This is a genomic window from Micromonospora sp. IBHARD003 (assembly GCF_056106285.1).
In genome coordinates this window covers 2,698,085-2,711,778 of the sequence record NZ_JBWBBX010000001.1, presented here as the reverse complement: position 1 = coordinate 2,711,778, position 13,694 = coordinate 2,698,085, and the positions used below count along the sequence as shown (strand labels likewise).

The 13,694-nt window shown below is 71.0% G+C and carries 13 protein-coding genes; 8 read left to right on the top strand and 5 right to left on the bottom strand.

Annotated elements, in window-relative coordinates; all coding sequences use genetic code 11:
• Positions 1-959: 959 nt before the first annotated feature.
• The gene (locus ACTWOL_RS12170) at positions 960-1,352 is read right to left on the bottom strand and encodes a nuclear transport factor 2 family protein (protein ID WP_474296667.1); all 393 of its coding nucleotides are present in this window, start codon (positions 1,350-1,352) and stop codon (positions 960-962) included.
• Positions 1,353-1,456: 104 nt separating this feature from the next.
• Between ACTWOL_RS12170 and ACTWOL_RS12165 the strand changes: the two genes are divergently transcribed.
• The gene (locus ACTWOL_RS12165) at positions 1,457-1,900 is read left to right on the top strand and encodes a MarR family winged helix-turn-helix transcriptional regulator (protein WP_474296666.1); all 444 of its coding nucleotides are present in this window, start codon (positions 1,457-1,459) and stop codon (positions 1,898-1,900) included.
• 48 nt (positions 1,901-1,948) lie between these two features.
• On the opposite strand, the gene ACTWOL_RS12160 is transcribed toward ACTWOL_RS12165, so the two are convergent.
• On the bottom strand, positions 1,949-2,599 hold the full coding sequence (locus ACTWOL_RS12160) for a class F sortase (RefSeq protein WP_474296665.1): 651 nt from the start codon (positions 2,597-2,599) through the stop codon (positions 1,949-1,951).
• Between the two features lie 141 nt (positions 2,600-2,740).
• Positions 2,741-3,286 carry a hypothetical protein gene (locus ACTWOL_RS12155; RefSeq protein ID WP_474296664.1) on the bottom strand — a complete coding sequence of 182 codons (546 nt, stop codon included), beginning with the start codon at positions 3,284-3,286 and terminating at the stop codon, positions 2,741-2,743.
• Positions 3,287-3,676: 390 nt separating this feature from the next.
• Between ACTWOL_RS12155 and ACTWOL_RS12150 the strand changes: the two genes are divergently transcribed.
• From ACTWOL_RS12150 to ACTWOL_RS12140, 3 genes are all read left to right on the top strand, one after another.
• Complete coding sequence (locus ACTWOL_RS12150) at positions 3,677-4,279, top strand: NADPH-dependent FMN reductase (RefSeq protein WP_474296663.1); 603 nt, start codon at positions 3,677-3,679, stop codon at positions 4,277-4,279.
• A 166-nt stretch (positions 4,280-4,445) separates the two neighbouring features.
• A complete protein-coding gene (gene cutA, locus ACTWOL_RS12145; protein ID WP_474296662.1) occupies positions 4,446-4,787 on the top strand; it encodes a divalent-cation tolerance protein CutA in 342 nt (113 codons plus the stop codon).
• Between the two features lie 23 nt (positions 4,788-4,810).
• A complete protein-coding gene (locus tag ACTWOL_RS12140; RefSeq protein ID WP_474296661.1) occupies positions 4,811-5,287 on the top strand; it encodes a gamma-glutamylcyclotransferase family protein in 477 nt (158 codons plus the stop codon).
• A gap of 211 nt (positions 5,288-5,498) precedes the next feature.
• Here the strand turns inward: ACTWOL_RS12140 and ACTWOL_RS12135 are convergent, their stop codons facing one another.
• On the bottom strand, positions 5,499-7,772 hold the full coding sequence (locus tag ACTWOL_RS12135) for a molybdopterin oxidoreductase family protein (protein ID WP_474296660.1): 2,274 nt from the start codon (positions 7,770-7,772) through the stop codon (positions 5,499-5,501).
• A 236-nt stretch (positions 7,773-8,008) separates the two neighbouring features.
• Positions 8,009-8,698, bottom strand: a complete 690-nt coding sequence (locus ACTWOL_RS12130) for a SanA/YdcF family protein (protein ID WP_474296659.1) — start codon at positions 8,696-8,698, stop codon at positions 8,009-8,011.
• A gap of 340 nt (positions 8,699-9,038) precedes the next feature.
• Here ACTWOL_RS12130 and ACTWOL_RS12125 point away from each other — a divergent pair, with 340 nt between their 5' ends.
• From ACTWOL_RS12125 to ACTWOL_RS12110, 4 genes are all read left to right on the top strand, one after another.
• The gene (locus tag ACTWOL_RS12125; RefSeq protein ID WP_474296658.1) at positions 9,039-9,740 is read left to right on the top strand and encodes a hypothetical protein; all 702 of its coding nucleotides are present in this window, start codon (positions 9,039-9,041) and stop codon (positions 9,738-9,740) included.
• A gap of 350 nt (positions 9,741-10,090) precedes the next feature.
• The gene (locus ACTWOL_RS12120) at positions 10,091-11,128 is read left to right on the top strand and encodes a sirohydrochlorin chelatase (protein WP_474296657.1); all 1,038 of its coding nucleotides are present in this window, start codon (positions 10,091-10,093) and stop codon (positions 11,126-11,128) included.
• Positions 11,129-11,187: 59 nt separating this feature from the next.
• On the top strand, positions 11,188-12,495 hold the full coding sequence (locus tag ACTWOL_RS12115) for a deoxyguanosinetriphosphate triphosphohydrolase (RefSeq protein WP_474296656.1): 1,308 nt from the start codon (positions 11,188-11,190) through the stop codon (positions 12,493-12,495).
• A gap of 441 nt (positions 12,496-12,936) precedes the next feature.
• Positions 12,937-13,572: a hypothetical protein gene (locus ACTWOL_RS12110; RefSeq protein ID WP_474296655.1), complete on the top strand. Its 636-nt coding sequence runs from the start codon at positions 12,937-12,939 to the stop codon at positions 13,570-13,572.
• Positions 13,573-13,694: the final 122 nt, after the last annotated feature.

The following is a 13,694-nucleotide window of genomic DNA, read 5'->3' as shown; positions in this document are numbered from 1 at the left end:
CCACGGTAGTTCCTGATCCCCATGATGCTCGTGTCAGACACATCTGACTCGTTGCCGCAGCATACGCAGATCAGAGCCGTCGGCCAGCCTCCTTCCCAAAAGAGGTCGCCGTCGTCAAAACCGCACACGCGGCAGACGGATTCCTCGTCCGGTCCTGGAGGGGCGAGATTTTCAGATGGCATGAAGTTGCCTTTCGTTCCCTGTCAGCGCTCTCGCTGGCTTTGTGCCTTGAGATAGTCATCTAGACTAGGCCGTCTGCCAGTGTCGAAGCCGCCTGGCTGATGGGGCTCTTCGGCGTCAGCCTGTTCATCGACTTCGGCCCGATGTCAGGGTCTAGGGCTCTTAGGTGGTGACCGAGGCCATTTTGTGCCCCTGTCAGTCCGGTAAGAGCTCGTTAGCTGCTGCGCTCCCCGATGTGTGAATCGGTCCACCAGGGTATTTGGTGGACCGATTCAAAGGGTTGGCGAGGACGGATGTACCGTCGATTCGACAGTTTCGGCTTTAGCCGGTCTTTCGCGCGCCACGGCTAGTGCGAATTCTTGCCATCAGCTGGAATCATCGCCACGCTGGTGGGATGCTGGCCATCTGCTTGAGTACGTTCCAATCCTGCGGCTTATGACGCGCGGAAGCCCATCGGGCGCCGTTCGCGACCCAGCTGGCTCGATAGTTTCTTGCCTTCTCGAGGTCTGTATCTTCGAGGCCTGACTCCATTCCGCAGCACAGGCAGATCACGTACTGCGGAACTTCGCTTTCCCATGTCGCCACGTCTTCGAAGTCGAAACCACAGATGCGGCAAACGTATTCAGGAGGGGTGTGCAATTTTTCTCCTGGGTGTCCTGGGTGTCCTGGGTGTCCTGGGTGTCCTGGGTGTCCTGGGTGTCCTGGGTGTCCTGGGTGTCCGGGGCGTGGAGGCGCGGCGTGGCAGGCGTGAACCGATTGCGGCCCCGCCCCGTTACACCTCAGCGGGCACTGCCCAGGTTCCGGTCCGTTTCGGAGCCTTCGAGCATGAGGGTGACCTCCTCGATACGGCGGAATCGGCCGTCGGGTGCGAACTCGCCGATCACGTAGACCTCCGTGAGCACGGTGGACCCGTCCTTCTTCGTGACGTGGACCGTGTGGCGGTCGGCGTAGAGGTGGCCGTCGTACAGCTCGTCATGGACCTCGATGGAACCGTCGGCCACGACGGTGCGGAGGTGGGCGATGTGCTCGAGGAAGCCGTCGCGGTCGGCCCACTCGCCGTCCGTGCGCTGGCGGTAGTCGGGGGCGAAGTGCCGGTCGGCGGCTTCGTCGAGGTCGAGCGCGGAGTTGAAGAGCAGGTCCTTCAGTGCGGCGGCGATACCCGTGCGGTTCATGGCGTGGTCCCTTCCGGTGCCTCATCAAGGATGTTGCGTGCGCTGCGCACGCTTCTCCTGAACTGTAGCGCATAAGCGTGCGCAGCGCACGCTAGGGTGGAGGCATGGACAACGGTGTGGGACATGAGATCGCCGAAGCCCTGGGAGTACTGCTCAAGCGCAGCACCCGCCTGGAGCTGTACCGAACGATGACCACCGGCCTCGGCGAGGGCGTGGACGAGCTGACCTATCCGGTCCTCAGCGGGCTGGCGAGAAGCGGACCGTGCAGTGCCGCGAGCCTGGCCGGCGACGTGGGCCTCGACCGCTCCGGTGTCACCCGGCGCGCCTCCAGGCTGGAAGAAGCGGGACTCGTCCGGCGCGAACCCGACCCCGGGGACCGCAGAGCGACACTGCTCGCCCTCACGGCCGAAGGCGAACGCACGGTGGAGGCCCTGCGCCGCCGCCTGTACGACCACATCGAAGCCAGTCTCGCCACATGGCCGCCCGAGGAAGCCGCGACCTTCGCCGGCCACCTCCGGCGCTTCGTCACCGAAGGCCCCTTCGCGTGACCGGTGCCGCGGCCCGAGCCGGATGCCCCTCCACGAAGCGGCGAACCCTCAGGCCGCGGCGCGCCCGCCCCGAACCCCGATCAGATGGGCGAAGACGACCACGTTCCCCAGGTAGCCCGACCTGCTGTCGAAGCCGCCACCACAGGTGATCACCCGCAACTCCGCCCTGCCCGAGGCCCCGTAGACCTTCCGGTCCGGGAAGTCCTCGTTCGCGTACACCTCCACCGCGTCCACCGTGAACACCGCCGTGCGACCGTCCTCGCGGACCACCTCGATCCGATGGCCCTTCTTCAGCGTGCCCAGGTCGTAGAAGACCGCCGGGCCCCGCGCATCGTCGACGTGCCCGGCCACCACGGCCGTGCCCCGCGCACCCGGAGCGGTGCCGCCCCGGTACCAGCCCGCCGTATCGCCGTACTCCTCGGGCGGCGGCACCTCGAGGCTTCCGTCGCCCGCCAGGCCGAGCGGCATCACCGGAGCGTCCACCCGGATCCGCGGGATGAGGAAACGGACCGGCTCCGAAGGCGGCAGCGGATCGGCCGCCGCCTCCGTGTACCCGTCCGCCGCGAAGGCCTCGGCGGCGGACGGCACGGGCGGTGTCACATCCCGGGAGCCGTTCTGTACCAGCCACAGACCGACGCAGACGGCCACCGCCACCGGCCACCCCCTGCCCCACCCGCCGCCCCTGTGCCCGCTCTGCATGGAAGTCCTCCGGGAGAGAAGTCCCCGGGGAACGAAGCCTTCCGGGAAAGAGGGCCCTCCGGGAAACGGCTCCCCGCCCCCGTCAGCCGGACGCTTGACGGGGGTGGGGACGGCGGTACGAGGACGGCGAGCCGAGCCCCGTCAGCTGCCCTGCGCGCCGCTCGCCCGACGCCGCAGGAGCCACGCCCCGCCGGCGGCGGACATGGCCAGAACGGCCAAGCCCACCGCGATCTGGGTGGTGTCGGGGCCGACGCTGCCGCCGACTCCCGTCTTCACATGGCCGCTCGGTTGGCGGCCGCTCGCTTGCTGTCCCGGGGACCGGACCACCACGTCTCCGGTGGCCTCCTTGCCGTTGTCGCACAGCACGGCGACGCCGTAGTTCCCCGGTCTCGCCTTCCTGGGCACCGTGAACCGGCCGGTCACCGCCCCCTTCTTGTCCTCGGCGGGCGACGCCTTGAAGTCGCCCGCGCCGAGCGACCGGGCGTCTCCCGTGCCATGGCCGTTCTTCCCGCACGCGGTGGTGCTCACGGTGACGCTCGCGCCGACGGACACCGCCGACGGCTTGACCTCCAGCACCTCGAAGTCCTCGGCGTGGGCCGGTGCGGCCCCGGCGCAGACGCCCAGACACACCCCTGCCGCCATCGCGGGGCCGGACACGCCGGTCAGCAGGCGGGCCGTGGTGCGCATGTCGTCCTCCGGGGCGATGGCTTCCGCGTCGTCACTTCCGAGGCAATGCACTGCAGCGCACCGCCAGGACGGTGCACTTCGCCGCTCTTCGCGGGCCTTGCACTTCCGAGGTAAGAGCCAGCGCGCCGTGCACGCCTGCTGATGGTTGATCAGATCCGGTGGCGGGCGACGTTCATCGTCGTCCGCGCGCCGCGTTCACGCAGGTCACTGCAGGTGGGATCGGCCATTGGGCGCACGGTGCGGGCGGTCGCGCCGAACGAGTGACGTGAGGGCGCCGCCCCGCGTGTCGGCCGGATGTCCATCGATGCCCGCAGGGTGTTCGTCGATGCCGGCCGGGTGTCCATCGATGCGCTTGACCTCAACCAAGGTTGAGGTACGAGGCTTATCGGCATGGACGTCACCACACCCGTGCGGAGCACTCCGCTCAAGCTCAGCCTGATCATCAGCAGCAATCGCGAAGGCCGCTTCGGACCCGTCATCGCCGACTGGTTCCTGTCCCGGATCGCCACCCGCGAGGACTTCGCCACCGACGTGATCGACCTCGCCGCGGTCGAGCTGCCCACCGCGCTGTCCTCACGCCCCGGTGAACGGGCCGGCGCGGCGCTCGCCGAGGTCTCACCCCGTCTCGCCGGCGCCGACGCCTTCGTGGTGATGACCCCGGAGTACAACCACTCCTTCCCCGCCGCCCTGAAGAACCTCATCGACTGGCACCCCACCCAGTGGCAGGCCAAGCCGGTCGCCTTCCTCTCCTACGGCGGGATCTCCGGCGGACTGCGCGCGGTGGAACAGCTCCGTCAGGTCTTCGCCGAACTGCACGCCGTCACCATCCGCAACACGGTCTCCTTCGCCCATCCGCACGCCCACTTCGACGAGGACGGCCGGCACCGGGACCCCGCGGGACCGGACGGGGCCGTCAAGGCGATGCTCGACCAGCTCGCCTGGTGGGGGAGCGTGCTGCGGGACGCCAAGGCGGTGCGGCCCTACGCGGGCTGAGCCGACGACGGACCCCGGCCCGGGCCCCTCGGCGTGGAGCTGTCGAGGCCCGGGCCCTCGGCCTGTGCTCGCTCCCGGGGCTCTTGGCCAGATCCCCCGGCCCGGGCTGCCTGCCGCGGGACCGGTCGCCTACGTTATGGACCGGAACCCGAAGTGAGGAGTGCTCGTGACCCTGGAGACCCGGGCCCTGGCGGTCCTGACCACCACCGACAGCGCGGCGAAGGCCGAGGCGCTCGCACGGGGCGTGGTGGAGGCGCGACTGGCCGCGTGCGCCCAGATCTCCGCGCCCGTCACTTCCGTCTACCGCTGGCAGGGCGCCATCGAGACGAGCGAGGAGTGGCAGATCCTCTTCAAGACCACCGAGGGCTGCTACGACGCGCTCGAGGCGCATCTGAAGGCCCATCACGACTACGACAATCCGGAGATCGTGGCCATGCCGGTGGTACGCGGCAGCTCCGCTTACCTGGAGTGGGTCGGGACCGAGACGATCACCCCGGCGGCACCGTGAACGGCTCCGGCGGCGACGGCGGCATGAGCGCCGGGATCGAAGCCGAAGCCGGTGCCGGTGCGAGGGAGGCGCCGCTGCCTTTCTTCGTCTACGGCACTCTTCGCCCCGGCGAGCACAACCACGACCGCTTCCTGCGCGGCCGCACCTCCGCCGAGGAACCGGCGCGGCTCGCGGGGGCGGTGCTGTACGGGGGCCCGGGCTACCCGTACCTGGTCGAAGGCGGTGACGGCGCGGTGAACGGCGAACTGGTCACCGCGGCTCCTGACCGGTACCGCGAGCTGACGACCGTGCTGGACGAGCTGGAGGAGTACTTCGGCCCGGACGACCCGCGCAATGTGTATGTGCGGGTGGTCAGGGACGTGGAGACTGCCCGGGGTCGCGTCGCGGCCTGGGTGTACGTGGCGGCGGAGGCGGTCGCCAGGGAGCTGCGGGCGAGGGGAGCGGTGATCCCGGGTGGCGACTGGTGCGCTGCCGGGACGGGCAGGACGTACGGCGACTGAGCGATGACAGAGTGTGAAATCTGTCATCTGAAATCCGTCGGTTGAGATCTGCTGTCTGTCGCCGGTCGCCTGTCGTCCGCCGCCGGTAGTTCGCCGTCTGTCGTTCGCTCTGCGCCCTCTGCCCCTGGACGGCCGCCGTCTGCCGTCTGCCGCTTGCCGGTTGTCCGCTGCTGGTCGACGTCTGTCGTCCGTCAGCGGTCATCGGCCGTCCTCAGCGGTCCTCGGCCGCCGTCGGCTCCAGCCGCACGGCACACACCTTGAACTCGGGCATCCGCGACACCGGATCGAGCGCCGGGTTGGTGAGCGTGTTGGCCCTCCCCGCGCCCGCCCAGTGGAACGGCATGAAGGCGGTGTCCGGCCGGATCGCCTCGGTCAGCCGCGCCGGTGCGACCGCCCTGCCACGCCGTGACACGACGGCGACGGGTTCCCCGTCGGCAACCCCCACCCGTGCGGCCAGCCGCGGATGCAGCTCGACGAAGGGACCGGGTGCCGCCGCGTTCAGCTCGGCGACCCGGCGGGTCTGTGCCCCGGACTGGTACTGGGCGACGACTCGTCCGGTCGTCAGAAGCACCGGGTACTCCGCATCGGTGTCCTCCGCGGCTTCCCGGTGGACGACCGGCACGAAACGGGCCCGCCCGTCCGGCGTGGCGAACCGTTCCAGGAACAGCCGGGGGGTGCCGGGATGCCCGTCCCGTACGACGCCGGCCGGGCGGCTACCCGTTCCCACGCCGCCCCCCGTCTCCTGGTGGCCCCCCGTCCCCTGAGACATCCGGACCTCCTCCTCGATATCCGGTGGCCCCGTCCCCTCCTCGGCTCCCGACGTTCCCGCCCCCTCCGCGGCCCCCGGTGTCTGCGCCCCCTCCGGCACCTCCGGGCACGGCCAGAAGACCCCGTTCTCCTCCTCGAGTCGCCGGTAGCTGATGCCCGAGTAGTCCGCGGCCCCTCCCGCCGACGCGCGCCGCAGCTCCCCGAAGACCTCCTCCGGGTCCGTCGGGAACCCCTTCTCGTGGCCCAGCAGCGCGGCCAGCCCGTGCAGGACCTCCAGATCGCTGCGCACACCCTCCGGCGGTGTGATCGCGCGCCGCCGCAGCAGCACACGGCCCTCCAGGTTCGTCGTGGTCCCCGTCTCCTCCGCCCACTGGGTCACCGGGAACACCACGTCCGCCAGCTCCGCCGTCTCGGACAGCACGACATCGGCGACGGCGAGGAAGTCCAGGGCCCGGATCCGTTCCTCCACATGCCCGGCCCTCGGTGCGGACACCACCGGATTGGAGCCCATGAGCAGCAGTGCCTTCACGTCCTGCCCGAGTGCGTCGAGGAGTTCGTAGGCGCTGCGGCCGGGCCCGGGCAGTGAATCGGGGTCGACTCCCCACACCCCCGCGACATGTGCCCGGGCCGCGGGGTCGTCGAGTCGGCGATAGCCGGGCAGCTGGTCGGCCTTCTGGCCGTGCTCGCGGCCGCCCTGACCGTTGCCCTGGCCGGTGAGACAGCCGTATCCGGACAGGGGCCGGCCCGCGTTCCCGGTCGCCAGGGCGAGGTTGATCCAGGCGCCGACGGTGTCCGTTCCCTTCGACTGCTGCTCCGGGCCGCGTGCCGTGAGGACCATGGCGTTCGGCGCGTCGCAGAACATGTCCACGGCGGCGCGCAGTTGCGGGACGCCGACACCGGTGATGCGCTCGACCAGCTCGGGCCAGTGGGCCATCGCGGCCGCCCTGGCGTCCTCCCACCCCGTGGTGCGTTCCCGGATGAACTCTTCGTCCGTCCGCCCCTGGGCGACGACCAGATGCAGCAGCCCGAGCGCCAGGGCCAGATCGGTGCCCGGCCGGGGGGCGAGATGGAGGTCGGCCTGCTCGGCGGTCTTCGTGCGGCGCGGGTCGACGACGATCAGCGAACCGCCGTTCTCCTTCAGTTCCGTGAGGTAGCGCAGCGCGGGCGGCATCGTCTCGGCGAGGTTGGACCCGACGAGGACGACGCATCCGGTGCGCGGAATGTCCTCGAGCGGGAACGGCAGGCCCCGGTCGAGACCGAACGCCCTGTGGTGCGCGGCCGCGGCCGACGACATGCAGAAGCGGCCGTTGTAGTCGATCTGGGAGGTGCGGAGCACGACCCGGGCGAACTTCCCGAGCGCGTACGCCTTCTCATTGGTGAGGCCCCCGCCGCCGAACACCCCCACGGCGTCGGGGCCGTGGCCGTCCTGGGTCCGCCGGAGCCCTTCGGCGGTGGCACGCAGGGCCTCCTCCCAGGTGGCAGGTTCGAGCCTGCCGGTTGCGGGGCGCCGGACCAGGGGCCCGGTCAGCCGCACCCGGGAGGAGAGCACCGCGGGTGCCGTGCGTCCCTTGCCGCACAGGGCTCCCCGGTTCACGGGGAAGTCATGGCGCTCCACGACCTCGACCGCCGGTCCGGATCCGCGCAGGTTCATGCCGCACTGCAGGGAGCAGTACGGGCAGTGGGTGGGCACGAGCGCGCGGGCCGGATCAGGGGACATGCCCTTCAGCGTGCGACGTGTGTGTTACGGGCACCAGCACTTCCCATTACGACGCCGGTACGCGCCCCTCAGCCCGCAGTCCGACGAGTGGTGAACTCCGGCCGTCCGGCGCGGGCCCAGCGGCCTCGGGACCGCGCCACGCAACGGCCATGTCAGGCCCAGGGCACGTCGCGGTCGTGGTCAGGCCCGGGGCACGTCGCGGTCGTGGTCAGGCCCAAGGCACGTCGCGGTCGTGGTCAGGGCCGAGGCGCGACGGCCGCCGCCAGCGCTTCCGTGACTCCCGCCTCCTTGTTCCCCAGAAAGGTCGGATCCGGCTCGAACGCCGCGTCCAGAGCGGCCTTGCCCGCCGCGAACAGCTCCCGTGTCCCGCCGTAGTACCAGGTCGCGTCCAGCGGTTCCGCGACGCCGACGCCGTACGACTCCACGCCCGCAGCCTGGCACAGGGCGACGGCCCGCTCGATGTGGAATCCCTGGGTCACCAGTACCGCCCGGTCGACGCCGAAGATCTTCTTCGCGCGTACGCACGAGTCCCAGGTGTCGAAACCGGCGTAGTCGCTGACGATCCGGCCGTCCGGTACTCCGCGCGCGGAGAGGTAGACGCGCATCGCGTCCGGCTCGTCGTACTCGGCCCTGCTGTTGTCACCGGTGACGAGCACCACTTTGACCTTGCCCGACCGGTACAGCTCGGCGGCGGTGTCCAGCCGGTGCGCGAGGTAGGGGGTCGGCCTGCCCTTCCACAGCCCGGCGCCGAAGACGACCGCGACATCGTGCGCGGGGACGTCGGAGACGGTCCGGATACGGCTGTCGGCGACGGCGTGCATCCATGTCGCCGGCGCCAGCGCGAGTACGCAGCCGAGCATGAGGGCCTGGACGGCACGTCGCCGCCCGCGCCGGCTGCTGGGCAGGCGCAGCGGGAGCTTGCGCATGCGGTGAGACCCCCCTGGTCCGTGCGTCGCGTCCGGGCTGGACACGACGTTTCTGGTCAGACGGACGCTTCCCGGAGCACGACGGTTCAGTGCATGCCGCAGTTGTGACCGGGACGACCATCCCACCTGCGGTGGCGGACGAGCCCGGCGCCCGGCGGCCTCACATGGCGGCCCCACATGACTTGCCGTACGCGGGTCCAGGACTGCGTATATGGGCGGTGTGGGAGTGCGCAGATGGAGCGAGGGAACTGCGCAGATGGCGGTGCGGAACGGCGTATATGGAGCGACGGGACTGCGAAGGTGGAGCGAACGGGCGCGGCTCGTCCGGCATGATGGGGAAATGATCGCCGTGTCTGCCAGGAACAACGCCGAGTGGTGCGACGCCATGTGCCGCGCGCATGGGATCCCCGGGGTGTTCGGTGCGCGGGCCTGGACCAGCGAGCGCCGCACCCCGCCGCTCTACCCGGATGCGGTGACGCTGTCGCCCGAGGCATCGGTCCGCGATGTGCTGGACGGGGTCGACCTGGAGGCGCCGGGCTGTTCGGTGAAGGACAGCTTCGGGAGCCTCGACCTTTCCGCGTACGGCTTCGATGTGCTGTTCCAGGCGCGCTGGATCCACCGCTCGGCCACGCTCGCTGCGCCCGTCGGCCCGCAGGACGTCGTCTGGCGGCCGGTGCGCGCGGCCGGCAGCTTGGCGGCGTGGGGCATGGCCTGGTCCGGAGGCGACGAGGGCATGGCGGGCCTGTTCCGTCCCGAGCTCCTCACCGGGCGTGCCACGACTCTCCTCGCGGGTACGACCGAAGGCGGCCGGCGTACGGTCGCCGGCGCGGTGGTCAGCCGCAGCGCCTCCGTCATCGGCGTGTCCAACCTCTTCGGCGCCGACGGCGATCTCGAGGGTGCCTGGTCGGGTTGCCTCGCGGCTGTCGCCCGGCTCTGGCCGGGGTTGCCAGTCGTGGGCTACGAGCAGGGCGACTCCCTGGCGGCGGCGACCCGGCAGGGCTGCGTGGCCGGCCCGGAGCTGCGTGTCTGGCTGGCGAGCTGACACCCCGTCCGGCCTGCTGGGCCGGGGACGTGTCCGGGCGTGACGGCCTTGCGGGAAGCTGATAGTCCCTCAGGGCCCTGAGGGCCCTCAGTGTGGCGTGACACGGCACGGTGACGCGGACGCGACCCGCCTTCGGTCTCACCTGAGCCGTCCTGGTCACCTGGGCTCCGTTCGCCCGAGCCGTCAGATCGCCCGCCCGGATGACCTGAGCCCGGGGAGCCCGGGTCGGCTGCCGGGACCCGGAGCCCGGAGGCGTGCTGACCGTGTCGTCGGCGAGTCCGTGAGGCCATGGAAAACACCTGTCACGACGCCGCAACGGCGATGCAATCTCCGCCCGCCAGGATCGGTCCATGACGGCGTCGGCACACACGCGCAAGAGCACGACCCCGAGCGCGCTGCCCCTCGACAGCACCGCACAGCTGCTCACTCGGATCACCGCCGAGCTGGGCGAGCAACTCAGCCATGTCCAGCTCAACGGAGTGCGCAGACCCATGAGCCCTACCGGTAACCGCTCGGCCGGCCCGTCCGCATCCGGGCCGGCCGTTCCGTCCCCCGCGCGACGGGCCGTTCCCCTCGGCGCAGCCGCTGCATCTGTGGTTGCCGCCCCTGCCGCCCCTGCCGCCGCGCCTGCCCCCGGACCCGCCCCGGTCCTCGTCGCCGTCGCGCACGGCAGCCGCGATCCGCGTGCCGCGCGGACCGTCCACCGGCTGCTCGACCGGGTCCGCGAGCTCCGCCCGGGACTGGACGTCCGGCTCGGGCACATCGAGCTCGACGAGCCCCTGCTGCCCGACACCCTCGCCGGTCTCGTCGCGGCGGGCCGTCACGATGCCGTGCTGGTGCCGCTCCTGCTCGGCCGCGGCTACCACGTCAAGCGGGACATCCCCGGCGCCGTCGCCGCTGCGCCGGGGCTTCGCGCCAGGATCGCAGCGCCGCTGGGACCGCATCCGCTTCTCGTCGAGGCGCTGTACGCACGGCTCGTCGAGGCCGGGTGGCGCACCGCGGACGAGGGCAGCCGCGGCGCCGGGGTGGTGCTGGCGGCGGCCGGGTCGCGCGACCCCGAGTCGGCCGCCGACGCCCGTCGTACGGCCGAGCTGCTCAGCGAGCGTCTCGGCGGGGTGCCTGTCGTGCCCGCGTACGCCTCCGCGGTCTCGCCGAGCGTGCCCGACGCGGTGCGCGCACTGTCGGCCCGTGGCCGGCACCGTATTGCCGTCGCCTCGTACTTCACGGCGCCCGGCCGGTTCGCGTCGGCCGTGGCCGACGCCGCCCCCTGGATCGCCGCTGCCCCGCTCGGGGCTCATGCCGCGCTCGCCCGCCTGGTGCTGCGGCGCTACGACGCGGCGCAGGCCACCCAGCACATGCCGGACCGGCGCCAACTGGTCACCGCCTGAGCCGCACCCCGCCCGATCCCGTGCCGCACCCCCGCCCGTGAGCGACTACCGTCGGGGGCATGGAAGGCACCTTCGGTACGGTCGGCGACCCCTGTGACTACGACGAAGCGGCGACCGCGCGGTGGGCCGCCGAGCCCGACAAGCGCCCCGGCCGCACGGCCTTCCAGCGCGACCGTGCGCGGGTGCTGCACTCCGCCGCGCTCCGCCGCCTCGCGGGAAAGACCCAGGTGGTGACGCCCGGTACGCGCAGTGCGGCCTGGGATCCGAGCCCGCGCACCCGGTTGACCCACTCCCTGGAGTGCGCCCAGGTCGGCCGTGAGCTGGGGGAGGCCCTCGGCTGTGATCCCGATCTGGTGGAGGCCGCGTGCCTGGCGCACGACCTGGGCCATCCGCCGTTCGGGCACAACGGCGAGCAGGCACTCAACGACGTGGCCAAGGACTGCGGCGGCTTCGAGGGCAACGCCCAGTCCCTGCGGCTGCTCACCCGGATCGAGCCCAAGCGCTTCGTCGACTCCCCCCAGGCCGGTGAACCCGTCAGCGTCGGACTCAATCTCACCCGGGCCGCTCTCGACGCCGCGACCAAGTACCCCTGGGCCCGCGGCGGCCACCCCACCGACCCCGGGTCGCCGAAGTTCGGGGTGTACGAGGACGACCTTCCGGTCTTCGCCTGGGTGCGCGAGGGTGCGCCGGGCCATCGCAAGTGCTTCGAGGCGCAGGTGATGGACTGGTCCGACGATGTGGCGTATTCCGTACACGACTTCGAGGACGGGCTGCACGCCGGGCACATCGATCCGAACGCGCTGCTGTCCGAGCACGAGCGCCGGGAGATCTGGGCGGTGGCCATCGGCCGGTACGTCCCCGAGGACACGGATCCGCAGCGGCTCACCGCGGCCCTGGACCGGCTGGTGGACGAGGAGTGGTGGCCGCACGGGTACGACGGCTCCGCGGTGGCGCAGGCACGCCTCAAGGACGCGACGAGCCAGCTGATCGGGAGGTTCTGTCTGGCCGCCGAGACGGCGACGCGCCAGGCGTACGGCACCGGACGGCTCACCCGCTATGCGGCGGAGCTCGTCGTCCCCGAAGAGGCCCAAGTCGAGTGTGCGGTCCTCAAGGCGGTCGCCGACCGCTACGTCATGCAGCGGGCGGAGCAGGAGGCGCTGCGCGCCGAGCAGCGCATCGTGGTGGCCGAGCTCGCGGAGGCACTGGTCGCCCGCGCCCCGGAGGGCCTGGAACCGCAGTTCCGGGCGCTGTTCGACGCCGCTGCCGGCGACCGCACGCGCAAGCGCGTGATCGTCGACCAGATCGCCTCGCTCACGGATGCCTCGGCCCGGGCCCTGCACGTCCGATTGACGGCACACCGCGGCTGAAACCGTTCATCTGGCCGCCGCGACTGACAATCCGCTCGCCGTACCGCCGCGGCTGACTCGCGTGCCGGTGGCCGCCGTATCCGCTGAGCCGCCGCCCCGCTGAATTCCCGGTGGGGGACCGGTGGCTCCCGCGTTCCCCCGGTCGACGCTTCCTTCCCCTCACACACGCGCACCCTCCCGCCCGTCCCATCCCTTGCCCGGCCCGCCCCTGTGCTGAGGGCCGTCCGGACGGGATACCAGGCGTGTCCGCCCGTGATTTCCAGCGGCTTTTACCTGCCCGCCTGCGGGTCCGTCAAGTCCCGACTCCTCGGAACATGACCCCCTGATGGTGGCCGGGCTTACTGGGTGCACGGAACTCCACAGGTTCTGTTCCGCAGATTCGGATCGCCTCCCATTTCGGGGGCAGCCGAAATATCTTCCGTGTCAAAAGGAGAAAAGATCATGACCCGTGTTATTCACACCCGCGACACCGACCGCCCCAAGCGCCGAGGTTTTCGCCTCGCGACGCTCGTCACGTCGGCCGTCGTGGTCGCCGGAGGCGTCATTCTCCCGGCAACCGCCGCGACAGCGTCCCCGGTGCCCGCCTCACACGTCGTGGGCCTCGTCAGCCATGACAAGCATGACAAGCACAGTAAGCACGACAAGCACGAGAAGAAGGAAGAGAAGAAGGAAGAGAAGAAGGAGAAGAAGCAGTCAGGCAATGCCACGGGCGGCAACGGCGGTAACGCCACGACCAAGGGTAATGGCAACGCGACCGGCGGCAACGGTGGCAATGCCACGGCCGAGGGTAATGGCGATGCCACGGGCGGCAATGGTGGCAATGCTACGGCCGAGGGTAATGGCAACGCGACCGGCGGCAATGGTGGCAATGCTACGGCCGAGGGTAATGGCGATGCCACGGGCGGCAATGGCGGTAACGCTACGGCCGAGGGTAATGGCGATGCCACGGGCGGCAATGGCGGTAACGCTACGGCCGAGGGTAATGGCGATGCCACGGGCGGCAATGGCGGTAACGCTACGGCCGAAGGCAATGGCAATGCCACCGGTGGTAACGGTGGAAACGCCACGGCCGGCTAGCCCTCTCCGGGGACTCACGCCGTGAACGGCACCGTATGAGTCCCATGCGGCTGGGTGGTGAAGGCGAGCCTCGCGCCACCCAGCCGCAGCCCCCCGCGGCGCCGATTCACGGCCCTGCTTCC